The following is a 25206-nucleotide window of genomic DNA, read 5'->3' on the forward strand; positions in this document are numbered from 1 at the left end:
GGGCATCGGCCGGTCAAGGCGGGCCGGCCGGTTCTTCCCAGGGACGCCGTCAGGCCTTGCCCGATCCGGGCAGAGCGGACGGCCGGTCCGCCTCCAAGGCCAGGACCTTGCCGGGATTCAGGATGTTCTGCGGATCGAGCGTTCTTTTCAGCGTCCGCATCAGGTCGAGAGCGACCGGATCCTTATAGAGCACGAGCTCTTCGCGCTTGATGAGGCCCACCCCATGCTCGGCGGAAATGGAGCCGTTCATGGCATGGACGATGTCGTGGACGATCCGGTTGAACCGCTCCCACTGGTCCAGGAATGCAGCCCTCTCCATGGCGACGGGCTGGCTCAGGTTGAAGTGGATGTTGCCGTCGCCGAAATGCCCGAAGGCGCAGACGCGCACGCCGGGAAGCGCCTTCTCGCAGGCCCGGGTGGCGGTGGCGATGAACTCCGCCACCCGCGACACGGGCACGGCGACATCGTGCTTGATCGACCCGCCCTCGAGCCGCTGCACGTGGGACAGGCTTTCCCTCAGGAACCAGAGCGCGTCGCCCTGGGCTTCGCTAGCGGCGATGACCGCGTCCTCGACGATGCCGGCCTCCAGGGCCTCGCCCAGGGCGCTTTCGAGCCGCCCGCGCAGGTCGATCTCGGGATCCGGCGACGACAGCTCGATCAAGGCATAGGCCTCGTGCTCGCCCGCGAGCGGAGGAACGGCGCCTGCCGCGTGCCTGAGCACGATCTCCAGCGCGAAGCGCGGCATGAACTCGAAAGCCGTCAGCTGATCGCCTGTTTGCCGGCGCAGGCGGCCGAAGAGGTCGAGCGCCGCATGAGGCGATGCGCAGCCAATGAGGGCCACCGTCCGGCTCTTCGGCCGCGGAAACAGCTTCAGCACCGCCGCCGTGATGATCCCGAGCGTTCCCTCCGACCCGATGAACAGGTTCTTGAGATCGTAGCCCATGTTGTCCTTGCGCAGGCCTTTCAGCCCATTCCAGATCCGCCCGTCGGCGAGCACGACCTCGAGGCCGAGAACGAGGTCGCGGGTATTGCCGTAGCGCAGCACGTTCACGCCGCCCGCATTGGTGGCGATGTTGCCGCCGATGCGGCAGGAGCCCTCGGAGGCGAGCGTCAGGGGAAACAGGCAGTCCGCCTTATCGGCCTCGTCCTGCACGGCCTTCAGGATGCAGCCGGCCTCGACCGTGATGGTGGCGTTGAACGGATCGACCTCGCGGATGCGGTCGAGGCGCGCAAGCGACAGGACGATCCCCTTGTGCGGCACCCCGCCGCCGACGAGACCCGTATTGCCCCCTTGCGGGACGATGGCGACGCCGGCCCTCGCGCATTCGCGCACGACGAGGGCCACCTCCTCCGTGCTGCCGGGCCGCACGACCGCCAGGGCGGTGCCGCGATAGAGCTTCCGCTTCTCGACGAGGTAGCCTTCCATGGCGGCCGGGTCGCGGATGATCTGCCGGGCTCCAAGATTCGCGGACAGGACATCCAGAAGATCGGAAGGGGTGTCGGTCATAGGGGCACCAAACGAAAAAGGCGGCCGGAGGCCGCCTTCTACACGATTTCAGGAAAGAGATAACTCCAGGGCTCAGGCCGCGATCGACATCTGCGGCCCTGCGGAGCGCACGTCGGAATCCACGTGCCCCTCGAAGCGCTTGAAGTTCTCGTTGAACATGTCGATCAGGCGCTTGGCGGTCTCGGCGAACTCCGCCTTGTTCTGCCAGGTCTTGACCGGGTACAGGATGTGCGGCTCGACGCCGGGCACCGAGGTCGGCACCGCGAAGCCGAAATACGGGTCGCGGCGGAAATCGGCGCGGGAGAGGGAGCCGTCGAGCGCCGCGGTGAGCAGGCGGCGGGTGACTCGGATCGGCATGCGCCGACCCACCCCGTACTTGCCGCCGGTCCAGCCCGTGTTCACGAGCCAGCAATCCACATGGTGCTTGGCGATGAGGTCCCGCAGCAGGTTGCCGTAGACGGACGGGTGGCGCGGCATGAACGGGGCGCCGAAGCAGGTGGAGAAGGTGGCCTCCGGGTCCTTCACGCCCTTCTCCGTGCCGGCCACCTTCGCGGTGTAGCCGGACAGGAAGTGGTACATGGCCTCGGCCGGCGTCAGCTTCGCGATGGGAGGCAGCACGCCGAAGGCGTCGCAGGTGAGCATCACGATGTTCTTCGGGATGCCTGCGCGCCCCGTGGAGCTCGCATTGGGGATGAAGTCGAGCGGATAGGCGCAGCGCGTGTTCTCCGTCCGCGACGCATCGTCGAAATCCGGGATGCGGGTGGTCGGATCGACGATCACGTTCTCCAGCACCGTGCCGAAGCGCTCGGTGGTCGAGAAGATCTCGGGCTCCGCCTCGCGGGAGAGGCGGATGGTCTTGGCGTAGCAGCCGCCCTCGAAGTTGAAGACGCCGTTAGGGGCCCAGCCATGCTCGTCGTCGCCGAGCAGGATGCGGTTCGGATCGTTGGAGAGCGTGGTCTTGCCGGTGCCGGAGAGGCCAAAGAACACCGCCACATCACCCTCCTTGCCCACGTTGGCGGAGCAGTGCATGGGCATCACGTTCTGCGAGGGCAGCACGTAGTTGAGGTAGGTGAAGACCGACTTCTTCATCTCGCCCGCGTAGGACGTGCCGCCGATCAGCACGATCTTGCGCTTGAAGTCGCAGGCGATCACCGTCTCAGTGCGGCAGCCGTGGCGGGCGGGATCGGCCTTGAAGGACGGCAGGTCGATGATGGTGAGGCCGGGCACGTAATCGGCGAGCTCGCCCTGCTCGGGACGGATCAGGAGATTGCGGATGAAGAGCGAGTGCCAGGCAAATTCCGTGAACACCCGCGCCTTGACCCGATAGGACGGATCGGCGCCGCCGTAGAGGTCCTGGGCGAACAGCTCCCTGCCCTCGGCATGGGCCAGGAAGTCGGCCAGCAGGGTGTCGAAATGGCCGGGGGTGATGGAGCCGTTGTTATCCCACCAGACGGTGCTTTCCGTGGCCTCGTCGCGCACCACGAACTTGTCCTTGGGCGAGCGGCCCGTATGGATCCCGGTCTCGGCCAGGAGCGCGCCGCCCTTCACGAGCTTGGTCTCGCCCCGGGTGAGGGACTGTTCGTATAGTGCGGGTGCCTCGAGATTCCAGTAGATCCGTTTGAGGTTGCGGAGGCCGAAGACCTCCGCGCCCTGCGCGCTGTTGAAGACGCCGATATTTTCCACGGAAGATGTCTCCTGATTGCCAGTCATCGCGCAGCCGGATGTGCCGCCGTCCGATGCCGTCACATGGGGTGGATCAAACAACGCGGCCGAAACTTTGCCGTCTCGCTTGAACATAGAACCTTCTTTAGGTCAGCTGACGAGCCCGTCAACTCAAGCCGTTTCATTGCATTCTATTTTCGTCAGAACCAGACGTCCGACAGCCCCATCTTCAAGGATTTTCCGGCTTTGGGAGAGTTCTTTCGTATGATTGACACACTTCCCGTGCGGAAAGTCAGACGCTCCCACGCTCGAGAGACCGGCCTGCCATGTGTCCCGGAGGAACCTGCCCGGTCCGTCGAGGGGCGTTCATCTCCGGTTGAAGCGGCTATCCCTAGACCCCACTATCAGGACCTCCCTGGTCATCGCCTGGGGGAAAACCATATTTATGCCACGAGAAAGGCGCAGTTGGGGACGTTTTTGGGCCTTCTGCGTTGTCACACGGGGCAAAAAAGCCGACATTCGTTCGTGCCAAGCTAAGGAAGAGTTCATGCCAACGATCGCCCTTGTCGATGACGATCGCAACATCCTGACCTCTGTTTCCATCGCCCTCGAGGCAGAGGGCTACCGCATTCAGACCTACACGGATGGGGCCTCCGCCCTGGATGGGCTCAAGCACGCCCCGCCGGATCTAGCCATTTTCGACATCAAGATGCCGCGCATGGACGGCATGGAACTGCTGCGCCGTCTGCGGCAGAAATCGGACCTTCCCGTGATCTTCCTGACCTCGAAGGACGAGGAGATCGACGAATTGTTCGGCCTCAAGATGGGCGCCGACGACTTCATCCGGAAGCCGTTCTCCCAGCGTCTCCTGGTGGAGCGGGTGAAGGCGGTGCTGCGCCGCTTCGCCCCCAAGGATCAGAGCGCCCCCAAGGAGGCCGATCCGAAAGCCCTGGAGCGCGGCCAGCTCAAGATGGATCCGGAGCGCCACGCCTGCACCTGGAAGGGCGAGCCGGTGACCCTGACCGTGACGGAATTCCTTATCCTGCAGGCGCTCGCCACGCGCCCCGGGGTGGTGAAAAGCCGCAATGCGCTCATGGATGCGGCCTATGACGACCAGGTCTATGTGGACGACCGGACGATCGACAGCCACATCAAGCGCCTGCGCAAGAAGTTCAAGTCGGTTGACCAGAGTTTCGAAATGATCGAGACCCTCTACGGCGTAGGCTACCGCTTCAAGGAAGCCTGACGCTTTGACGGCGCTGGCGCATCATGCGGAAAAGGGGGATCCTGCTTTCCGCGAAGAACGATGCGCTGCTTGAAAGAGGGAGCATCGGATCGGCCCGGAAGCGGTGTCCGCTTTAGGGTTCGATGCTCACGCAACCTGGGAAGACCGTCATGGCCCGATGCCTTCATCGGGGCATGGGTCAAGCGAGTGGCATGAAGGCTGATCCCATCCACGCTGAAGCAGGCATCGACGATCCGCCTGCTCCCCATGGCGTCCTGACCCGGCTGAAGCATTTCGGCCGCATGCTCGTGCAGCGCGCCTCGTCCAGCCTGACGCGCCGGATCGTCATGCTCAACCTGGCCGGGCTCGTGGCCCTGCTCGTGGGCTTCCTCTACCTCAATCAGTTCCGTGAGGGCCTGATCGAGGCCCGGGTGCAGAGCCTTCTCACGCAGGGCGAGATCATCGCCGGCGCCATCGCCAGCTCCGCGACGGTGGAGACCAACACTATCACCCTGGATCCGGAGCAGCTGCTCCAGATGCAGGCGGGCGAGACTGAGCGGTTCGGCGACGAGTCCTTTCCGGCGCTTGAGTTTTCCATCAGCCCCGAGCGGGTCGCGCCTCTCCTGAGACGGCTGGTGACGCCGACCAAGACCCGCGCCCGCATCTTCGACCGCGAGGGCATGCTGCTTCTCGATTCCAGGTCGTTCTATTCCCGCGGCGACATCCTGCGCATGGACCTTCCTCCTGTGGCCACCGTGGAAGACACGATGACCGCCATGGAGCGCACCTGGAACAGCATCCGCAAGATGTTCCGGCGCACCAAGCGGCCGGTGCAGGAGGAAGCGGGACCCGTGAACGGCAAGTCCCTGCCGGAAGTGCAGCAGGCCTATTCGGGCCAGCAGGCGAGCGAGGTGCGCGTCAACAACCGCGGCGAGACCATCGTGTCGGTGGCCGTGCCTATCCAGCGCTTCCGCGCGGTTCAGGGCGCTCTCCTGCTCTCGACCCAGGAAGGCGACATCGACGCCATCATCGCCTCCGAGCGCTTCGCCCTGCTTCAGGTCTTCCTCGTCGCCGCAATGGTGATGATCGTCCTGTCCCTGTTCCTCGCCGGCGCCATCGCCGGCCCGGTCCGGCGCCTGGCGGAGGCCGCGGAGCGGGTGCGCTGGGGCACGAAATCCCGTCAGGAGATTCCCGACTTCACGGCCCGGGCCGACGAGATCGGCCACCTGTCGGGCGCCCTGCGCGACATGACGAAAGCACTCTACAACCGCATCGACGCCATCGAGAGCTTCGCGGCGGACGTGGCGCACGAGCTGAAAAACCCCCTGACCTCGTTGCGCAGCGCCGTGGAGACCCTTCCGCTCGCCCGCAGCGACGATTCCCGCCAGAGACTCCTGTCGATCATCCAGCACGACGTGAAGCGCCTCGACCGGCTGATCAGCGACATCTCGGACGCCTCGCGCCTCGATGCGGAGCTCGCCCGCGCCGATGCGGAGCCGGTGGACATGGTGCGCCTGCTCGAGGCGGTGGTGTCGGTGGCCAACGAGCGCCGCCAGGAGCACGATCCGCTCATCACGCTGAACATCGAGAACGCGGCCAAGAATCGTGACGCCTTCCTGGTGCTCGGTCACGACAGCCGCCTGGGACAGATCTTCAACAACCTGCTCGACAATGCCCGCTCCTTCTCGCCGCCTGACGAAACCGTGCGGGTTTCCATGCGCCGGCGCCGGAACGACGTGGAGATTCTGGTCGAGGACAGCGGGCCCGGCATCGAGCCCGATGCGCTGGACCGGATCTTCGAGCGCTTCTACACCGACCGGCCCGAGCAGGGCTTCGGCCAGAACTCGGGCCTCGGATTGTCCATCTCCCGCCAGATCATTGAGGCTCACCGGGGCACGATCCGGGCCGAGAATCGCCTTGGAGCGCCCGATGAGAGCGGCGAGCCCCGGCGCCTCGGCGCCCGCTTCGTCATCCGCCTTCCCGTCGAGGGCGCCAGGGCCAGGAAGGAGCAGGGGAAGAGAGGGAAGGACCGCGACAGGCGCGAGGCGGAGAAGAGCGGGCCGTGACCGACGCAGGGACCATCCATGCCGGCTGCGTGCTCCTCGGGGAGGCCGGTCTCCTGATCCGCGGCGCATCGGGCTCCGGCAAGTCGACCCTAGCCCGAGAGGTGGTGTCCCGCGCCTTCCAGGCGGGCCGTTTCGGACGCCTCGTCAGCGACGACCAGACCAGAATCGAGGTCCGGCACGGCCGCCTCGTCGCCCACCCGGTGGAGCCGCTCGACGGGTGCATCGAGGTGTTCGGCCTCGGGATCGTCCGGCAGCCCCATGAGCCGGCCGCCGTGATCCGCCTCGTGGTCGACCTCTGCGAGGACTTGGCCCGCTACCCGGAAGAGCAGGACGGGCACGTGGTCATCTGCGGCGTCATGGTCCCTCGCATTCGCATGCAGGCCGGAGCAGTCTCGGCGGACATCGCCCTAGCCTGCCTGAGTGGTGTTTGCGACACGGTCGTGACACTGTGATGAACTTTTGCACGCATTGCTCTTGCGCTTGGCTTCGCGGTGCACAAAATAGCGGCTCCGCTCTCGGAGCGTTCGGACCTGTAACATTATGATTGGAATGGTGCTCGTCACCCACGGGCAGCTCGCGACGGAATTCAAGGCGGCGCTCGAGCATGTGGTGGGACCGCAAGAGCAGCTTGAAACGATCACGATCGGCCCCGACGACGATATGGAGACACGGCGCAAGGACATCATGGACGCCGTGTGCCGGGTCAATTCGGGCCAGGGGGTTGTGGTCTTGACCGACATGTTCGGGGGAACGCCTTCGAACCTGGCCCTGTCCTGCATGAATGGCGGCTCCGTCGAGGTGGTGGCCGGCATCAACCTGCCCATGCTCATCAAGCTTGCCAGCGTCCGCGACGAGGAGCCCCTGACCGACGCGGTGTCCCATGCCCAGGAGGCGGGGCGCAAATACATCAACATCGCCTCACGCGTTCTCTCGGGAAAATAACCGCCATGGACAGGCCCCTCGATCAGGACTGCCCGCCGGTCGTCGTGCCTGATGGCGCCATGGTGCGCGAATTGCCCATCATCAACCGCCGCGGCCTGCACGCCCGCGCCTCGGCCAAGTTCGTCCAGACCGTCGAGCGCTTTGATGCCGACGTGACCGTCACTCGCTGCGGCGAAACCGTGGGCGGACGCTCCATCATGGGCCTTCTCACCCTCGCGGCCGCCCAAGGCACCACGATCACGGTCACCGCCACAGGAACGGATGCATCGGCCTGCCTGCAGGCCATCGGCGATCTCCTCGCGAACAGGTTCGGCGAGGACGAGTAGGCTCAAGGTCACTCTCGGCTTCCCCACTGTCATTCCGGGGCCGGGCAGCGGAGCCCGGAATCCATAACCGCTGAGGATGCAGGAAGAGGCGGAAGGCCCATCACCCTTCTTGAAGCGTGGTGTTTATGGATTCCGGGCTCTCGCTGCCGCTCGCCCCGGCATGATAGTCCTGAAGGCTCTCCGAAAAACATATAAAGACATCTTTATATCTTGATTGCCTCTGTCGCGGGTCTCTGGTAGAGACGGCGCCAATTCACCCGGAACTGGTGCGAAAGAGAGGCCATCATGGCACAGGATTACATCGTCAAAGACATCGGCTTGGCTGAGTTCGGCCGCAAGGAGATCTCGATCGCCGAGACCGAGATGCCGGGCCTCATGGCCGTCCGCGAGGAATACGGCCCGAAGCAGCCCCTCAAGGGCGCCCGCATCGCCGGCTCGCTCCACATGACCATCCAGACCGCGGTGCTGATCGAGACCCTGAAGGCTCTCGGGGCCGACATCCGCTGGGTGTCGTGCAACATCTATTCGACCCAGGACCACGCCGCCGCCGCCATCGCGGCCGCCGGCATCCCGGTCTTCGCCTATAAGGGCGAGACCCTGCAGGAATACTGGGAGTACACCGCCAAGCTGTTCGACTGGCACGACGGCGGCATGCCCAACATGATCCTAGACGACGGCGGCGATGCCACCATGCTGGTCCATCTCGGCCTGCGCGCCGAACAGGGCGACACCGCCTTCCTCGACAAACCGGGCTCCGAGGAGGAGGAAGTGTTCTTCGCCCTGGTCAAGCGCCTGCTCTCCGAGAAGCCGAAGGGCTGGTTCGCCGGGCTTGCCGATTCCATCAAGGGCGTGTCGGAAGAGACCACCACGGGCGTCCACCGCCTCTACATCATGGAGAAGGAGGGCAAGCTCCTCTTCCCGGCGATCAACGTCAACGACTCGGTCACCAAGTCCAAGTTCGACAACCTCTACGGCTGCCGCGAGTCCCTCGTCGACGGCATCCGCCGCGGCACGGACGTGATGATGGCCGGCAAGGTCGCCATGGTGGCGGGCTTCGGCGACGTGGGCAAGGGCTCGGCCGCTTCGCTCCGTCAGGCCGGCTGCCGCGTGCTGGTGTCGGAAGTGGATCCGATCTGCGCCCTTCAGGCCGCCATGGAAGGCTATGAGGTCACGACCATGGAGGACGCGGCTCCCCGCGCCGACATCTTCGTCACCGCCACCGGCAACAAGGACGTCATCACCCTCGACCACATGCGGTCGATGAAGGACCGGGCCATCGTCTGCAACATCGGCCATTTCGACAACGAAATTCAGGTCGCAGGCCTGAAGAACCTGAAGTGGAACAACATCAAGCCGCAGGTGGACGAGATCGAGTTCCCCGACGGGCACCGCATCATCCTGCTGTCGGAAGGCCGCCTCGTGAACCTCGGCAACGCCATGGGCCACCCGTCCTTCGTGATGTCGGCCTCGTTCACGAACCAGACGCTGGCCCAGATCGAGCTCTTCGCCAACCAGGGCAAGTACGAGCGCAAGGTCTACACCCTGCCCAAGCACCTGGATGAGAAGGTCGCCGCCCTGCATCTCGAAAAGATCGGCGTGAAGCTCACCAAGCTGCGCCCCGACCAGGCTTCGTATATCGGCGTGTCCGAGCAGGGCCCGTTCAAGCCGGATCACTACCGCTACTGATCGGCCCCTCGTTTATGAACCATCGAAAGCCCGGCTCTCCGCCGGGCTTTTTCTTTGCCTGCCGGCAAGCGAATCGACAGAGTGTCGCACCGGCATGTGTGTGACCCGATTGCAATATGGTTCGACGAATTGCGCACAGGTTCTCCAAAGGAAGTTTAAGCGGGTGTTAACCCTCTTCCTGGCGGAGTCGGGGGTGGTCTAGAGTGAACACGAATCGACCGGCTGTGCTTCGGCATCGAACCTGCGCCGGCAGTTCCGTTCATGCGTAGACGGTTGACCTCTGCGGCGTCGGAAGACGCAGCCGGGGATTGATCCAACTTGGCCTGGTTGTCGGGCCGCCAGCAAGGGAAGGGCAGCAGCGGCATGGCCGGACACGGGGAGCGACACGACCGCAGCGGAGACGGGACAAGCAATCTCGTCGGGCCGGCCCGTGTGTCCCTGCCTCTGATTCTGCTCGCCGGCACCTCCCACGCCGCCCTGGCCGACGACCTGCTTGCGCCCATCACCGAGAAGGCCACCGACCTCCTCGGCTTCCTGAACAGCTTCGACCTGCACAACGCGGTCTCTTTCGGCCTTTTCATGGGCCTCGTGGCTTTCTCCACCACCACCTCCCTGCTGCTGATGCGCGAGCAGAAGCGCGCGGCGCGTGTCGAGCGCTCCCTGAGGAACGAACTTGCGGCCCTTCGCGGCGCCGACGATCTTGCGGCCCTGCTCATGGGCTCGGAGCGCCAGCTGCTCGTCAGCTGGCACGGGCGCGACGGCGAACCGCGTTTCCAGGGCGATCCCTCCATCATCGGTGAGAACGCTCCCGCCCAGCGGGCGCTCGCCTTCGGCACCTGGCTCAGCCCCGCCGATGCGGCTGCCGTGGAGAGCGCCCTGGAGCAGCTCAAGGAACGGGGGCAGGTCTTTCGCCTCACCGCACGCTGCCTCGGCAATCGCTTCGTCGACGTGGAAGGCCGCACCATCGGCGGCCGGGCCATCCTGCGGCTGCGCGACGTGACCGGCGACCGGGCCGAGCTCCTGAAGGTCCAGGGCCAGCTGGCCACGGCGCGCAGCGATCTGCGATCCATGACGATGCTGCTCGACGACGTGGCCTATCCCCTCTGGATCCGCGATGTGGACGACAAGCTTCTCTGGGCGAACCAGGCCTATCTGCGTTCGGTCGAGGCCAAGGATCTCGACGATGCGATCGGCCGCTCCCTCGAGCTTCTCGGCGCACCGACCCGGGACGAGGCGCGTCGCCAGCGCGAATCCGGCGCCACCTACTCGGGCCGCGTCACCGCCGTGGTGGCTGGTCACCGTGCGGTGCTCGATGTGATCGAGCGCCCGACCGCCGGCGGCAGTGCCGGCATCGCGGTCGACGTGTCGGAATTGGAGGCGGTACGCACCGACCTGCAGCGCCAGATGGACGCCCATGTGCGCACCCTCGATCAGCTGCCCACGGCGGTTGCGATCTTCGACGGCGCGCAGAACCTCATCTTCAGCAATTCCGCCTACCAGCGCCTGTGGGGGCTCGACGCGGCGTTTCTCGCCTCCCGCCCGTCGGACAGCGAGGTTCTCGACCGCCTGCGTGCAGGACGCAAGCTTCCCGAGCAGGCGGATTTCCGTGCCTGGAAGACCGACTTCCTGCAGGGCTACCGCTCCGTCGAGCAGCAGGAGACCTGGTGGCACCTGCCGGACCGGCGGACCCTGCGCGTGGTCGTCAATCCCAATCCTCAGGGCGGCGTGACCTATCTCTTCGACGATGTGAGCGAGCGCTTCGAGCTTGCCTCCCAGGTTCACTCGCTCACCCGTGTGCAGAGCGAGACCCTCGACACCCTGAAGGAAGGCGTCGCGGTGTTCGGCTCGGACGGGCGCCTCAAGCTGCACAACCGCGCCTTCGCGGACATGTGGAGCCTCGCGGCCGAGATGACGGCCGCGAACCCGCATATCGACACGGTGATCAAGGCCTGCCGTCCGCTGGCGCCCCGCGACGAGCCGTGGATCGACATCCGCGGCGCGGTGGCGGGACTGGCCGACATGCGCATGGGCCTCTCCTGCCGCATCGAGCGGCAGGACGGCTCTGCGCTGGACTGCACGGCGCAGCCCCTGCCCGACGGCGCAACGCTCCTGAGCTTCACCGACGTGACGGCGAGCGTGAACGTGGAGCGCGCCCTGACCGAGCGCAACGATGCGCTGGAGCGCGCCTCGCGCCTGCGCGACGAGTTCGTGCACCACGTGTCCTACGAGCTGCGCTCCCCGCTCACCAACATCATCGGGTTCACGCAGCTTCTCGGCGACGAGACCGTGGGCGCGCTCAATCCGCGCCAACGCGATTATGCCGATCACATCATGCGCTCCTCGGCAGCCCTGCTGGCGATCCTCAACGACATTCTCGATCTCGCATCCATCGATACGGGCTCGCTCGAGCTCAGCCCCGAGATCGTCGACATCCGCTCCACCATCGAGGCTGCGATGCGGGGGCTGGAGGATCGTCTCGCCGAATCCTCGCTGAACCTCGTCATCGACGCTCCGGACGACATCGGCACGTTTGTAGCCGACGGCAAGCGGGTGCGCCAGATCCTGTTCAACCTCCTGTCCAACGCGGTCGGCTTCTCCTCCCCCGGCCAGACCATCCGGGTCACGGCCCGCAAGCGTGGCGGCGAGGTGGTCTTCGAGGTGAAGGACCAGGGCCGCGGCATTCCGCCCGAGATCAAGGCACGCATCTTCGAGCGGTTCGAGAGCCATACTCTCGGCACCCGCCACCGCGGCGTGGGCTTGGGGCTCTCGATCGTGCGCTCCTTCGTGGAACTGCATGGGGGGCGCATCGACATCTCGTCCTCGCCGGGCATGGGCACCACGGTCACCTGCGTCTTCCCGAACGAGCGGCACGAGACCCCGTCCGATGGCCGATCCGCGCAATCTGCGCTAACTCCCATCGCAGCCGAGTAGGAACAGCGATGGTGAATGGATTGGCCCTCATGCCCGAGCAGGAACTTTTCCAGGCCGCATGGATCGTGACGCTTCCCGACCACGAGGCGACGGAGCATTTCGCCCGCATCCTGGCCGAGGAACTGAAGGCCGGCGATCTCGTGACCCTTTCAGGCGGCCTCGGGGCCGGCAAGACGACGCTTGCCCGCGCCCTCGTGCGCATTCTCGCAGGCGATCCGGAACTTGAGGTCCCGAGCCCGACCTTCACCCTGATGCAGGTCTATGACGGCCCGCGCAGCCCCATCGTCCATGCGGATTTTTACCGCCTGTCCGGCGGCTATGAGCTGGTGGAGCTGGGCTGGGACGAGACAACGGAGAACGCGATCTCCCTCGTGGAATGGCCGGAGCGCGCCGAAGATGCGCTGAAGCCCGAGCATCTCGACATCCGCCTCGATTTCGTCCCCGGCGGCCAGGGCAAGGGCCGGCTCGTCATGCTCACCGGCACGGGCGCCTTCGCGTCGCGGCTTCAGCGCATGAAGGCCTACCGCAACCTCGTGGAGCGCTGCGGCTGGGGCGATGCCGCCCGTCGTCCCATGACGGGCGATGCCTCGGTGATCCGCTCCTACGAGCGCCTCGTGAGGCCTGACGGCTCGACCGCGCTGCTGATGATCTCGCCGCCGCGACCGGTCGGACCCGCCGTGCGCCGCGGCAAGCCCTACACCACCATCGCCAAGCTCGCCGAGACGGTTCATGCCTTCGTCGCCATGGACAAGGGCCTGCGGGCCTTGGGCTTCAGCGCGCCCTACATCTACGGCGAGGATCTGGACGCGGGCCTGCTCCTTATCGAGGATCTCGGCGCCGAGCCCGTGACCGACGAGAACGGCCCGATCCCGGACCGCTATGCGGAAGCCACGCGCCTTCTTGCGCAGCTTCATGGCCAGACCCTGCCGCAGGTGCTGCCCGTGGCCGAGGGCGTCGATCATGCGATCCCGCCCTACGATCTCGAAGCGCTCCTGATCGAGGTGGAGCTCCTGCTCGACTGGTACGTGCCGCATATCATCGGCACGCAGCTCTCGGGTTCGGTACGGGCGGAGTTCGTCAATCTGTGGACCGAGACTCTTGGCGAGGTTCTCTCCGCGCCTGCCACCTGGACCCTGCGCGATTATCATTCGCCCAACCTCATCTGGCTGCCCAAGCGCGAAGGCCTGCAGCGCGTCGGCATGATCGACTTCCAGGACGCGGTGCTGGGCTCGCCGGCCTACGACGTCGCCTCGCTCCTGCAGGACGCCCGCGTGACCGTGCCGCCGGAACTCGAACTCAAGCTCATCGGCCTCTATGCCCGCGACCGGAAAGCCGCCGATCCCGCCTTCGACGTCTCGGCCTTCGCCCGCGCCTACGCCATCATGGCGGGCCAGCGCGCCACCAAGATCCTCGGCATCTTCGCCCGCCTCGACCGGCGGGACGGCAAGCCGCACTACCTCAAGCACCTGCCGCGGATCGAAGCCTACCTCGTCCGCAACCTCGCCCATCCGGCCCTGGGGAAGCTCAAGGGCTGGTACGAGACCTATCTGCCGCGGCTGATCCCGCCGGTGGATGAACCCCCTCCCGAATCCTGAGCCCGCCCTTGTCCCAGACCCCTCCGCGTGCGCCCCACAGAGCCATCGTCCTGGCTGCAGGCCTCGGCAAGCGCATGCTGCCGATCACGGCCACCATGCCGAAACCCCTTGTGAAGGTGGCGGGCCGGAGCCTGATCGACTTCGCCCTCGACAAGCTGCACGAGGCTGGGATCGACACGGTGGTGGTGAACGTCCACCACTTCGCCGACATGCTCGAAGGGCATTTGAGCAGCCGCGAGACGCCCCGCATCGTCGTCTCCGACGAACGGGGCGAGCTGCTGGAAACCGGCGGCGGCGTGAAGAAGGCCCTGCACCTGCTGGGCGACGATCCCTTCCTCACCTTCAATTCCGATTCGCTCTGGATCGAAGGGCAGGAGCCCAATCTCAAGCGCCTCGTGCGGGCCTGGGATCCGGCCCGGATGGACATCCTGATGCTCGTCGCCCCGTTATCCACAAGCATCGGTTTCGAAGGCCACGGCGATTTTCACATGGATCCCGATGGCCGTCTGCGCCGCCGCGGGGCCGATGACAGCGCCCCATTCGCCTACGCGGGCGTCGCCATCGTGAAGCCGGAATTGGTTCACGGCACGCCGGACGGGCCGTTCTCGGCGAACGCCTTCTACGACCGCGCCATCGCCAAGAACCGCCTCTACGGCTTGTGCATGGAGGGGCAGTGGCTGCATGTTGGAGAGCCGCAGGCCATTGCCGAGGCCGAACAGTGCCTTGCCGCCGGCAAGCGATGAGGTTTCGTAGTGTCGAGCGTATCGCGCGTCTTTTCGATCCCTCCGGGTTGTGCCTTCCTGCCGACCCTTGTGGACGCGCTGTTCGACGCCAGCCTCGTCGGCCCCTTAGCGCATCGTGCGGACCCAGCGGGCCGCGCTAGCGAAAAGTGGTCCCGGTTTTCGCTGACGCGGCCCGCTGGGTCCGCTCCGAACGATGCGCTCATCAAGGAAGGGAGCATCGGATGGATCCCAAAAATGGAATCCACTTTTGGGTCCGATGCTCTAGCCGATGATCCCGCGGCTCTCGCCGACATCACCATCTATGTTCCCAACCGCCGCGCCACCCGGGCGCTGATCGCGCTCCTCGCCGAACGCGGCGACGGCCGGGCGCAGCTCCTGCCGCGCATCGTGCCGCTCGGCGAAACGGACGAGGCCGAGTTCGAGCTGACCGGGCTTGAGGGAACGCCCCTGCAGGAGGCCGCGAGCCTAAAACCTCCGATCCCGCCCCTGGAGCGCCGCCTCATCCTCACGCGCCTCGTGCAGCGCTGGTCGGCGGAAGTGGACCGTGCGCTCCTGCAGCTCGGTCCCGAAGTGCCCTTCATGGTGCCGGCCTCGCCGGCTGATGCGGTGAATCTTGCGGGCGATCTCGAGACCCTGATGGATGCCTTCACCACCGAGGGCATCGACTGGCACGCCCTCGAACTCGCCGTGGATGCCGACTACTCGAAGTATTTCGAGATCACCCGCCACTTCGTGCAGATCGCCAGCGAGAACTGGCCGAAGATCCTGGCCGAGCGGCAGGCGAGCGACCCGGCACAGCGGCGCAATGCCCTGCTCGAGGCGGAGGCGCGGCGCCTGACCCGCGAGCGTCCGGAGCATCCGATCATCGTGGCGGGCTCGACCGGCTCGGTGCCGGCGAGCGCCAGCCTCATGGGGGTGATCGCGCGGCTCCCCAAGGGCGCCATCGTGCTGCCCGGCCTCGACACGGATCTCGACGAGGAGAGCTGGTCCACCATCGGCGGCCACGGCGACGACGAGACCGATCCGGTGCACAGCCACCCGCAGGCTTCGCTCCGCCGCCTTCTCGACCGGCACCTGCGCGTCCCGCGCTCCGCCGTCACGATTCTGGGCGCCTTGCCGGAAGCTGCCAGAGCCCGCAATCATCTCCTCTCGGAAGCCCTGCGCCCGGCCGACACCACGGACCGCTGGTCGCTGATCTCAGCCCAAGAGCGCGCTGCCATGAGCCACAGCGGCTGCGAGGGCCTTGCCATTATCGAGGCGGCGGACGAGCGCGAAGAAGCGCTGTCCATCGCCATCGCCCTGCGCGAAACCATCGCTCATCCGGGACAAACGGCAGCCCTCATCACGCCCGACCGGGCTCTTGCCGCGCGCGTGACGGCGGAGCTCGCCCGCTGGGGCCTGAGCGTGGAAGACTCCGCCGGCATTCCGCTCTCCGACACGCCGGCCGGACGCCTCGCACGCCTGGCTGCGGAAGCGGCGGCCGACGACTTGCGGCCCGTGCGGCTGCTCGCTTTGCTCGCGCATCCCCTGGTGCGTCTCGGGCTTGCGCGGGAGACCGTGGAACACGCGGCAAGCGTGCTCGAGATCGGCGTGCTGCGCGGGCCTGCTCCCGCGCTCGGCATCGAGGGCATGCGCGCGGCGCTCGCCAGCCGGCGCTCCGAGAACGACCGACGGGCGCCCCGTCCGCGCAAGCGCCTGACGGACGCGGATTGGGACCTCGCCGACGAGTTGCTTCAGCGCCTCGGCGTCGCCTTCGACACCTTCACGCCTGCCGCGCACGGCGAGGGCCGACTCGATCTCATGGCGCTGGTGGAGCACCATCGCCGAGCAGTCGAACGGCTCTGGACCGGACCCGACGATGCCCCGGATGAACCCGACGAGGACGTCTCTAGGGAAGCGCTCGCCGCGCTCTTCGACGACCTGGAGCATTCCGACATCCGCGCGGAGGAAGGCCATCCGCTCGCAGGCCGCTTCAATGACTATCCCACCTTCTTCAACGCGCTCGCCAAGCAGCGCTCATTGAGCCCCTCGCCGCGCTCGACCCATCGCCGCCTGAAGATCCTCGGCCTTCTCGAAGCGCGCCTGCTCTCCGTCGACCGCGTGGTGCTCGGCGGGCTGGACGAAGGCACCTGGCCGCCGCGCACGGTGACGGATGCGTTCCTCAACCGGCCGATGCGCTCGCGCGTGGGCCTGATGCCCCCGGAGCGGCGCATCGGCCAGACGGCTCACGATTTCGTGCAGGCGCTCGGCACCCATGACGTGGTGATCACCCGCGCGCAGAAGCGCGACGGCTCGCCCATGGTGCCCTCGCGCTTCCTGCAGCGGCTCAAGGCCTTCACCGGCAAGGACACGTGGGAGCAGATGACGAAGGCGGGCGAACACTACCGCCGCCTCGCCCGCACCCTCGATACGCCCGAGCCCGCGCCGCCCTTGGCCCGACCGCGGCCGAAGCCCGATCCGGCGCTGTTTCCACGTTCCTTGAGCGTCACGGAAATCGAGACGCTGGTGCGCGACCCCTACTCGATCTTCGCGCGCCACATCCTCAAGCTCGATGCCCTCGATGCGATCGCCGTCACGCCGAGCGCGGCGGAGCGCGGCACGATCATTCACGAGGTGCTCGGGACATTCGCCCAGCAATACCCGAAGACCCTGCCTGTTCATGCTCAGGAAATCCTGCTCGCGCTGGGCGCTGACGCCTTCGCGGAGATCGCGGAGGCCTATCCCGAACTCTATGCCGAATGGTGGCCGCGCTTCACGCGGCTTGCCACCGAATTCGTGGTGTGGGAGCAGGCGCGCCGTCCTGCCCTGGTCGACGTCTATGCAGAGCGCTCAGGGTCCCTGTCGATCCCGCTGCCGAACGGCACGATCTTCAATCTGCGCGCCCGCGCCGACCGGATCGAGCATCGCCGCGACGGCGGCTTTGCCATCATCGACTTCAAGACGGGCCAACCGCCCGGCATCCGGGAAGTCTATGCCGGCTTCTCGCCGCAGCTCACACTGGAAGCCATGATGCTGATGAAGGGCGCGTTCAAAGGCCTGCCCAAGGCCAAGGAGACTCCGGACCTCGTCTACATCCACACCACCGGCGGACGCACGCCTGTCGACCCGCGTGAAATCAAGCCTGGTCGTGGAGAGGAACGCTCCGTGGCGGAGATCGTGGAAGAGCATCGCCGCCGCTTCGAGGGCATGATCGTGCGCTACGCCAAGGGCGAGGCCGCCTATCTCTCGCGGCCCTTCCCGAAATATGCGCGGCGCTTCTCGGAATACGATCATCTGGCGCGCGTGAAGGAATGGTCACTCGCGAGCGCGGGCGGCGGCGAGGGCTTCGAATGAGCACCGATCTCGTCATCCCGCAATACACCAAGGACGCGCAGCGCCGCGCCGCCAACCCGCGCGCCTCCGCCTGGGTGTCAGCCAATGCGGGCGCGGGGAAAACCAAGGTGCTCACCGACCGGGTCGTGCGCCTGCTGCTTGCCGGTTCGCTGCCGGGCCGCATCCTATGCCTCACCTTCACCAAGGCGGCCGCCGCCAACATGGCGATCCGCGTCTTCGAGCGTCTCGGGCGCTGGGTGACCCTCGACGAGGAAAGCCTCATCCAGGAACTCACGGAGCTGGAAGGCGAGAAGCCCACTCGCAAACAGGTGAAGCTCGCCCGCACGCTCTTTGCCCGGGCGGTCGAAACGCCGGGCGGTCTCAAGATCGATACCATCCACGCCTTCTGCGAGCGGCTTCTGCACCTTGTGCCCTTCGAGGCCAACGTGCCGGCGCGCTTCGCCGTGCTCGACGAGAGCCAGACCGACGAGATGCTGGCGCAGGCCACGTCCAACGTGATGGCGGATGCGGCGAGCGGCAGCTTCCCGGCCCTGGCCGAGGCCCTCGACATCATCAGCGTCGACGCCGTGGGCGATGCGCTCTCCTCCGCCATCGGCGCGGCCCTGAAATGCAAGACGTTCCTGCACGATCCGACCGGTCCTGCTCGGCTGCGCAGGGAACTCGGGCTGGGTCCCGACGAGACGCTCGAAACCATTGAGCGCACGATGCTGGAAGGCGGCCTCAAGCCGGAGAGCTGGCCTGCCGTCGCCCAGGGGCTGCTCGGCGGAAAGTCGACCGACCAGAAGCGCGCCGCCTCTCTCATTGCGGCGGCTGAAGCCACGGATCTTTCCGAAAAGCTGGAAAACTATCTGTCGGTCTTTCTCACGGATGGCGGCACGCCGCGCAAGGGCTCGGCCTTTCTCACCAAGGATGTGAGCGAGAGCCTGAAGGACGAGCTGCTGCGCGAGCAGGAGCGCGTGTGCTCGCTCATCGACAGGCGCAAGGCCGCCCGCGCGGCCGAGCGCACGCACGCATTGTTCATCCTGGCATCCGAGATCCACGCGCGTGTCGAGCAGGCCAAGATGCGCCTCGGCGCCCTCGATTTCCAGGATCTCATCGACAAGACTCTCGCGCTCCTCTCCCGCGGCGACACGGCCTGGGTGCTCTACAAGCTCGATCGCGGCATCGACCATGTGCTCATCGACGAGGCGCAGGACACGAATCCGGAGCAATGGGAGATCCTGCGCAAGATCACTGAGGATTTCACCGCCGGCGCCGGTGCTGCGGGCGGGCGCGTGCGCACGCTCTTCGCCGTGGGCGATCCCAAGCAGTCGATCTACGGCTTCCAGGGCGCCGCCCCCCAGGAGTTCGAGACGACCCGCCGCAGCTGGTCGCAGAAGGTGCGCCAGGCGGAGCTCGCCTTCGAGGACGTGTCGCTCACCATGTCGTTCCGCTCAGGAAAAGCGGTGCTGTCGGCCGTGGACGCTACGTTTGCGGTCGACCGGCACTTCAAGGGGCTGTCCTTCGAGGACAAGGCGGTGGGCACCGTGCACGAGAGCGCGCGTCCGCATGCGCCGGGCCTCGTGGAGCTGTGGCCCGTCGAAACCCCTGCCGATGAAGAGGAGCCCGAGGCCTGGGTTCTGCCCGTCGACGAGCCCGAACAGCAATCGCCGCCCGTTGTGGTCGCGCGCCGCATCGCCCAGGCGGTCAAATGCTGGACCACCAAAGGCGACGAGATGGGCCGCCTGTGGAAGGCCGGCGACATCCTCGTGCTGGTGCGCAAGCGCGGCGCGGCCTTCGAGGCGGTGATCCGCGCCCTGAAGGAAGCAGGCGTGCCGGTGGCGGGCGCCGACCGGCTCAACATCGGCGAGCACATCGCCGTGCTCGACCTCGTGGCGGCGGGCCGCGCGGCGCTGCTGCCGGATGACGATCTCACCCTTGCGACGGCGCTGAAATCGCCGCTCGTGGGGCTGAACGACGACGACCTCATCCGCATCGCAGCCGACCGCCCGGACGAGGAATCTCTGCATGCGGCGCTGATGCGCCACGCGGACAACGGCGACGCGAAGGCGAAGCGCGGATGCGAGGCGTTGTCCGCGTGGCGCGAGCTCGCCCGCATCCACGGCCCCTTCGGCTTCTTCGCCACCCTGCTCGGCCCCCGCGGCGGGCGCTCGCTGCTCGTGGCGCGGCTCGGCAGCGAAGCGGGCGACGCCATCGACGCGTTCCTGTGCTTCGCGCATCAATCCGAGATGACGGAGACGCCCTCGCTCACCTTCTTCCTCAGCCGGTTCGAATCCGCCGACCACACCATCAAGCGCGACCTCGATTCCGTGAACAACGAAGTGCGCGTGATGACCGTGCACGGGGCGAAGGGCCTGGAAGCGCCCGTCGTGGTGCTCATCGACGGCTGCGAGGTGCTGGGCCGCGATCCGCCGCTGCTGCAGCTTCGGACCGCATCGGGCGACAGGATCCCGGTCTGGTCGCCGGGCAAGAATTCCGATTCGAGCGTGATGACCGAAGCCCGCGATCTCCTGCACGCGAAGGGCCATGAGGAGCACAACAGGCTGCTCTATGTGGCCATGACCCGCGCCAAGGACCGGCTGGTGATCGCCCCCTATCTCACGGGCAAGAAGGAATCGCCGCAGGAAGCCTGGTGCGAGATGATCCGTCACGGGCTCATTGAGAAATCCGGCGGCCTGGAGCTCGACAAGGCTCCCTATGGTCCGATCTCCGTCTGGCGCGACGGCTCGCCGCTTGCCCGCACGCTCGCAGCCGAGTCGGACGTCGCGCCGCTCGATCCCATCGCCGTGCCGGACTGGCTGCTGACAGCCGCGGCGCCGGAGCCCGAGCCCCTGCCCCCGATCCGCCCATCGAGCGCGCTGGGCGCCGCCGACCGCATGACCCAGCCCGGCGACGGCCCCTATGCGCCCGAGGCGCGGCTGCGCGGCACCCTGGTCCATGCCCTGCTGGAGCGCCTGCCGGCCCTGTCGCCGGAGCACCGGGAGAGCATGGCGCGATCTTACGTGAAGGCCCGCGCACCGCGGCTCGCCGGCGACTTGCGGGAAGCGATCCTGGCCAACGCCCTCGACGTCCTCGACCATCCGGACCTCAAGCCCCTGTTCGGCAAGGGCTCCCGGGCGGAGGCGCCCATCGCCGGGCGCGTGCTCACAGGCGAGGGCGAGCTCATGGTCTCGGGGCAGATCGACCGCCTCGCCGTGCTCGACGGGGAAGTGCTGGTGGCCGATTTCAAGACCACGGCGCGTCCGCCTCGCCCCGGCCAGCCGCCGCCGCGCTCCTACGTGGCGCAGCTCGCCCTCTACCGGCGGCTGCTCGCCGAGATCTATCCCGACAGGCGCATCCGCACCTTCCTGATCTGGACCTCGGGGCCGGTGATCCACGAGCTCATGGAACCGGAGCTGGAATCGGCACTTACCCTCATCAAAGCGGCGTGAGGGCCGGCGCCCTTGCTTGATTCCATCGAGGCCGGTTCTTACCTTGGCCCTATAGCCAGGCGGCTCGGGATGAGTCGCGTTCAACGTCAAAGGTGATGGTATGGCGACCGTAAAGGTAACCGATTCGAGCTTCGCGCAGGACGTCCTGCAATCCTCCGAGCCCGTCGTGGTCGATTTCTGGGCCGAGTGGTGCGGCCCCTGCCGCATGATCGGCCCGGCTCTTGAAGAGATTTCCAACGAGATGGCCGGCAAGGTGAAGATCGCCAAGCTCAACGTGGACGAGAACCCGCAGATCTCCTCCCAGCTCGGCATCCGGTCGATCCCGGCCCTGATGGTGTTCAAGGACGGCAAGGTGGTCGCCCAGAAGGTCGGCGCCGCCCCCAAGGGCGAGCTCTCCCGCTGGATCCAGGCCTCGGCCTGATCCAGTTGCGATCTTGAGTTGATGAGAGGGGCCGAAAGGCCCCTTTTCTTTTGAGTATCGTCAGCAGGACGGAGCGCCAGCCGCTCAACACTGTCATCCCCGCGCAGGCTGGGATCCATCACCGCCGACGTACCGGCAGAGGGCGAACCGCGTTGCGCCTCTTTCTGCATCGTTAATGGTTATGGACTCCGGGTTCTGCTGCGCAGTCCCGGGATGACGGCGCATGACTCCGGCAACGTCCCGTCCGCATCAGTGCTTGCCGCACTCCTGCTACAATGTATCCGGATAAGGCCAAGCTCGGCTATGGCATGAGGGCATTCTGGAGCAGGCGTCGTCTACAGAGATCGTACGGCGTTGGGCGACGTGGATGCCTCTCCCTCATGTCGGGACATACGGGATCATTGTCTCGTCAGCCGTGCATGCTCTCCTGCTTCTGATCTTCGCACTGCCTTTTGATCATCGACCCACACCCTCGCCTCTGCAGGAAGGTCTTGCAGTGGAGGTCTGGACGCCTGAGCAGGTGCAGGCCCTCACCAACCCTGCTGGGGTTGGCGATCAGGACCCTGCTCGGCCAGGCACCACGATCCGCGCCACCAAGATCCTGTCCGGAGACGCGCTTGCTCATCCCCTCAGCCGAAAGATGCGGGAAGTGCTGCCTCTCTTCGAAGAGGAGACGCGACTGGAGCAGCTCTGCGGCCTTGAAGCGATGGCCCAGATCGCTGCCTCTCTCAAGCAGTTTCATCCTGATCGGATCGTCGCCTATGCAAAGGCGGATGTGAAGATCGAGAACAATCTTGTCGTAGCCGAAGGAGCAGCCTTCCGCAGTCATCGACGATGGTACGGCCTGACGTTCAGATGCGGGCTCAGCGGCAGCCGACAGGCGGTGCAGAGCTTCGAGTTCTCTGTCGGCGAAGCGATCCCGAAACGCTTATGGGACAGGTACAACCTGCCCGATCCGGCGCTGGATACGGATTAGCTCGGGCCAGCCGGCAGCTTGCTACTCCGGCAATGTCCCGTTTGCCGCCAGCACCTCGCCGGCCAGATAGAGCGAGCCGCAGATGAGCACGCGGGGCGGGCGGTCCCAGACGTAGTTGTGCAGCGACGCGAGGGCCGATTCGACGCTGGACGCGATCGAGGTGGTGAGCCCCACGCTGCCTGCGATGGACGCGACCTCTTCCGCAGGCCGCGCGGCGATCTGACCGGCAATCGGCACCGCGATCACCTCCCGGGCCAGCCCGGAAAAGTTCTTGAAGAAGGCCTGGGAATCCTTGGTGCCGAGCATGCCGGCGATCAGCACGAGGGGGGCGTCCGAGCGCTCGCTCTGGTCGGCCATGGCGGCGGCCAGAACACGGCCGCCATCGGGGTTGTGCCCCCCGTCGAGCCAGATCTCGCACCCGGACGGCGCGATCTCCGGCAGGCGCCCCCGGTTGAGGCGCTGCAGGCGGCCCGGCCAATCGGCGCGGGTGAGCCCCGCCTCGAAGGCGGAGGTCTCGAACTGCTCGAAGCCCGCGGCGCGCAGCGCTGCGATCGCCGTTCCGGCATTGACGAACTGGTGGCGGCCGATGAGTTTCGGCCGCGGCAGGTCCAGAAGCCCCTTCTCGTCCTGGTAGACGAGGCGCCCGCCCTCCTCATGCACGGAGAAATCCTGCTGGCCGACGAGGAGCGGAGACGCGCCGATGCGCTCGGCCTCGTCGCGCAGGGCCTGGTCGGCTTCCCTGTAATCCTGCGGCGCGATCACCGCCGGGCAGCCGCGCTTGAAGATGCCGGCCTTCTCACCGGCAATCGCTCTCAGCGTCGTTCCGAGATATTCCGCATGGTCGTGCCCGATAGGGGTGACGACGGCGGCGGCCGGCCTGTCGATGACGTTGGTGGCGTCAAACCGGCCGCCGAGGCCCACCTCCAACAGGAGAACGTCGGCAGGCTCCTCGGAGAAGATGAGCAGGGCCGCCGCCGTCGTGATCTCGAACACGGTGATCGGCTCGCCCGCATTGACCGCCTCGCAGCGGCGGAAGGCCTCCACGAGCCGGTCCTCGGTCACGTACTGCCCGCCGCCGAATTTCCCCAACCGGACGCGCTCGTGGAAGCGCACGAGGTGCGGCGAGGTGTAGACGTGGACGGCGAGCCCCGCGCTCTCCAGGATCGCCCGCATGAACGCGATGGTCGAGCCCTTGCCGTTGGTGCCCGCCACATGGATCACCGGCGGCAGGCGGCGCTCGGGATGGCCGAGCTGGGCGAGCAGCCGCTGGATGCGCCCGAGCGACAGGTCGATGGTCTTCGGGTGCAGGGCGAGAAAGCGCCCGATCAGCGCATCGGAGGAATCCATCGCCCTGCTCCAAGCATGATCCGAAAAAGTGGGAAGCGGTTTTTCAGCAAGATCATGCGACAACAACAAATCACTCGGCCGCGGCGGCCGTCACCTCAGGGTCTGCCGGCGCTACAGGAGCGCTGGCAGAAGGCGCCTTCATGAACAGGCGCGACAGGCGGGCAACGGTCGACTTGAGGTCGTGGCGATGCACGACCGCATCCACCATGCCGTGCTCCTTGAGATACTCGGCGCGCTGGAACCCGTCGGGCAGCTTCTCGCGGATGGTCTGCTCGATCACGCGGGGCCCGGCAAAGCCGATGAGCGCGCCGGGCTCGGCCAGATGCACGTCGCCGAGCATCGCATAGGACGCCGTCACGCCGCCCGTGGTCGGGTTGGTGAGCACGACGATGTAGGGAAGCCGTGCATCGCGCAGGCGGCGGATCACCACCGTGGTGCGGGGCATCTGCATGAGCGAGAGGATGCCCTCCTGCATGCGCGCGCCGCCCGAACCGGCGAAGAGCACGTAAGGGGTCTTCTTGTCGAGGGCCGTCTCGGCGCCCTTGATGAAGGCCTCGCCGGCCGCCATGCCGAGCGAGCCGCCCATGAAGCCGAAATCCTGCACCGCGATGGTCATGGGCAGGTCCTCGACGCGGCCGAAGCCCACCTTGAACGCGTCCTGCTGGCCGGTCTTGGCGCGGGCATCCTTCAGGCGGTCGATATAGCGCTTCTCGTCGCGGAACTTCAGGGGATCGACAGGAACCTCCGGCACGGCCACGTCGAGCCAGGTGGCACCGTCGAACATGAGCTGCAGGCGCTGGGTGGCGGAGATGCGCATGTGGTGGTTGGAGCCGGGGATCACCCACTGGTTCGCCTCCACGTCCTTGTGGAATACCACCTGGCCCGTCTCCGGGCACTTGATCCAGAGATTGTCCGGCGTCTCGCGCTTGTTGAAGAGCGTCTTGATCTTCGGACGGACGACTTCGGAAATCCAGTTCATCGCTTACCCTTCCATGTCAGGAGCACACCGGAAGCC

17 protein-coding genes are annotated in these 25206 nt (G+C 66.5%); 13 read left to right on the plus strand and 4 right to left on the minus strand.

Annotation, left to right across the window (positions count from 1 at the left end; all coding sequences use genetic code 11):
* Positions 1–49: 49 nt before the first annotated feature.
* The gene (locus AC0QTX_RS09635) at positions 50–1507 is read right to left on the minus strand and encodes an FAD-binding oxidoreductase (protein WP_474603615.1); all 1458 of its coding nucleotides are present in this window, start codon (positions 1505–1507) and stop codon (positions 50–52) included.
* 72 nt (positions 1508–1579) lie between these two features.
* Positions 1580–3190, minus strand: coding sequence for a phosphoenolpyruvate carboxykinase (locus AC0QTX_RS09640; protein ID WP_474603616.1), 1611 nt, complete (start codon positions 3188–3190; stop codon positions 1580–1582).
* 526 nt (positions 3191–3716) lie between these two features.
* On the opposite strand from AC0QTX_RS09640, the gene AC0QTX_RS09645 reads away from it, so the two are divergent.
* From AC0QTX_RS09645 to AC0QTX_RS09705, 13 genes are all read left to right on the plus strand, one after another.
* Positions 3717–4415 carry a response regulator transcription factor gene (locus AC0QTX_RS09645; protein WP_036354150.1) on the plus strand — a complete coding sequence of 233 codons (699 nt, stop codon included), beginning with the start codon at positions 3717–3719 and terminating at the stop codon, positions 4413–4415.
* 191 nt (positions 4416–4606) lie between these two features.
* Positions 4607–6460 carry a stimulus-sensing domain-containing protein gene (locus AC0QTX_RS09650; RefSeq protein ID WP_474603617.1) on the plus strand — a complete coding sequence of 618 codons (1854 nt, stop codon included), beginning with the start codon at positions 4607–4609 and terminating at the stop codon, positions 6458–6460.
* The gene (locus AC0QTX_RS09655; RefSeq protein WP_474603618.1) at positions 6457–6912 is read left to right on the plus strand and encodes an HPr kinase/phosphorylase; all 456 of its coding nucleotides are present in this window, start codon (positions 6457–6459) and stop codon (positions 6910–6912) included. Before AC0QTX_RS09650 ends, AC0QTX_RS09655 begins: the two co-directional genes overlap by 4 nt.
* 88 nt (positions 6913–7000) lie before the next feature.
* Positions 7001–7402 (plus strand): PTS sugar transporter subunit IIA, encoded by a 402-nt coding sequence (locus AC0QTX_RS09660; RefSeq protein ID WP_183451906.1) that lies wholly within the window; start codon positions 7001–7003, stop codon positions 7400–7402.
* A gap of 5 nt (positions 7403–7407) precedes the next feature.
* Positions 7408–7728 (plus strand): HPr family phosphocarrier protein, encoded by a 321-nt coding sequence (locus tag AC0QTX_RS09665; RefSeq protein WP_474603619.1) that lies wholly within the window; start codon positions 7408–7410, stop codon positions 7726–7728.
* A gap of 285 nt (positions 7729–8013) precedes the next feature.
* Entirely contained in the window at positions 8014–9414 is a 1401-nt protein-coding gene (gene ahcY, locus AC0QTX_RS09670) for an adenosylhomocysteinase (RefSeq protein ID WP_474603620.1), read from the plus strand.
* A 363-nt stretch (positions 9415–9777) separates the two neighbouring features.
* Complete coding sequence (locus tag AC0QTX_RS09675) at positions 9778–12345, plus strand: sensor histidine kinase (RefSeq protein WP_474603701.1); 2568 nt, start codon at positions 9778–9780, stop codon at positions 12343–12345.
* A gap of 8 nt (positions 12346–12353) precedes the next feature.
* Positions 12354–13940, plus strand: coding sequence for a tRNA (adenosine(37)-N6)-threonylcarbamoyltransferase complex ATPase subunit type 1 TsaE (gene tsaE, locus AC0QTX_RS09680; protein ID WP_474603621.1), 1587 nt, complete (start codon positions 12354–12356; stop codon positions 13938–13940).
* A gap of 8 nt (positions 13941–13948) precedes the next feature.
* Positions 13949–14683 (plus strand): nucleotidyltransferase family protein, encoded by a 735-nt coding sequence (locus tag AC0QTX_RS09685; protein ID WP_474603622.1) that lies wholly within the window; start codon positions 13949–13951, stop codon positions 14681–14683.
* Between the two features lie 234 nt (positions 14684–14917).
* Complete coding sequence (addB, locus tag AC0QTX_RS09690; RefSeq protein WP_474603623.1) at positions 14918–18016, plus strand: double-strand break repair protein AddB; 3099 nt, start codon at positions 14918–14920, stop codon at positions 18014–18016.
* A complete protein-coding gene (gene addA, locus AC0QTX_RS09695) occupies positions 18013–21447 on the plus strand; it encodes a double-strand break repair helicase AddA (protein ID WP_474603624.1) in 3435 nt (1144 codons plus the stop codon). Before addB ends, addA begins: the two co-directional genes overlap by 4 nt.
* A 100-nt stretch (positions 21448–21547) precedes the next feature.
* The gene (gene trxA, locus AC0QTX_RS09700; protein ID WP_009490441.1) at positions 21548–21868 is read left to right on the plus strand and encodes a thioredoxin; all 321 of its coding nucleotides are present in this window, start codon (positions 21548–21550) and stop codon (positions 21866–21868) included.
* Positions 21869–22235: 367 nt separating this feature from the next.
* Complete coding sequence (locus AC0QTX_RS09705; RefSeq protein ID WP_474603625.1) at positions 22236–22844, plus strand: DUF930 domain-containing protein; 609 nt, start codon at positions 22236–22238, stop codon at positions 22842–22844.
* Positions 22845–22865: 21 nt separating this feature from the next.
* On the opposite strand, the gene AC0QTX_RS09710 is transcribed toward AC0QTX_RS09705, so the two are convergent.
* Together AC0QTX_RS09710 and accD are read right to left on the minus strand one after the other, a co-directional pair.
* Positions 22866–24191, minus strand: a complete 1326-nt coding sequence (locus tag AC0QTX_RS09710; RefSeq protein ID WP_474603626.1) for a bifunctional folylpolyglutamate synthase/dihydrofolate synthase — start codon at positions 24189–24191, stop codon at positions 22866–22868.
* 70 nt (positions 24192–24261) lie between these two features.
* Positions 24262–25170, minus strand: a complete 909-nt coding sequence (gene accD, locus AC0QTX_RS09715) for an acetyl-CoA carboxylase, carboxyltransferase subunit beta (RefSeq protein ID WP_474603627.1) — start codon at positions 25168–25170, stop codon at positions 24262–24264.
* Positions 25171–25206: the final 36 nt, after the last annotated feature.

This window comes from Microvirga sp. jy35 (assembly GCF_056148915.1).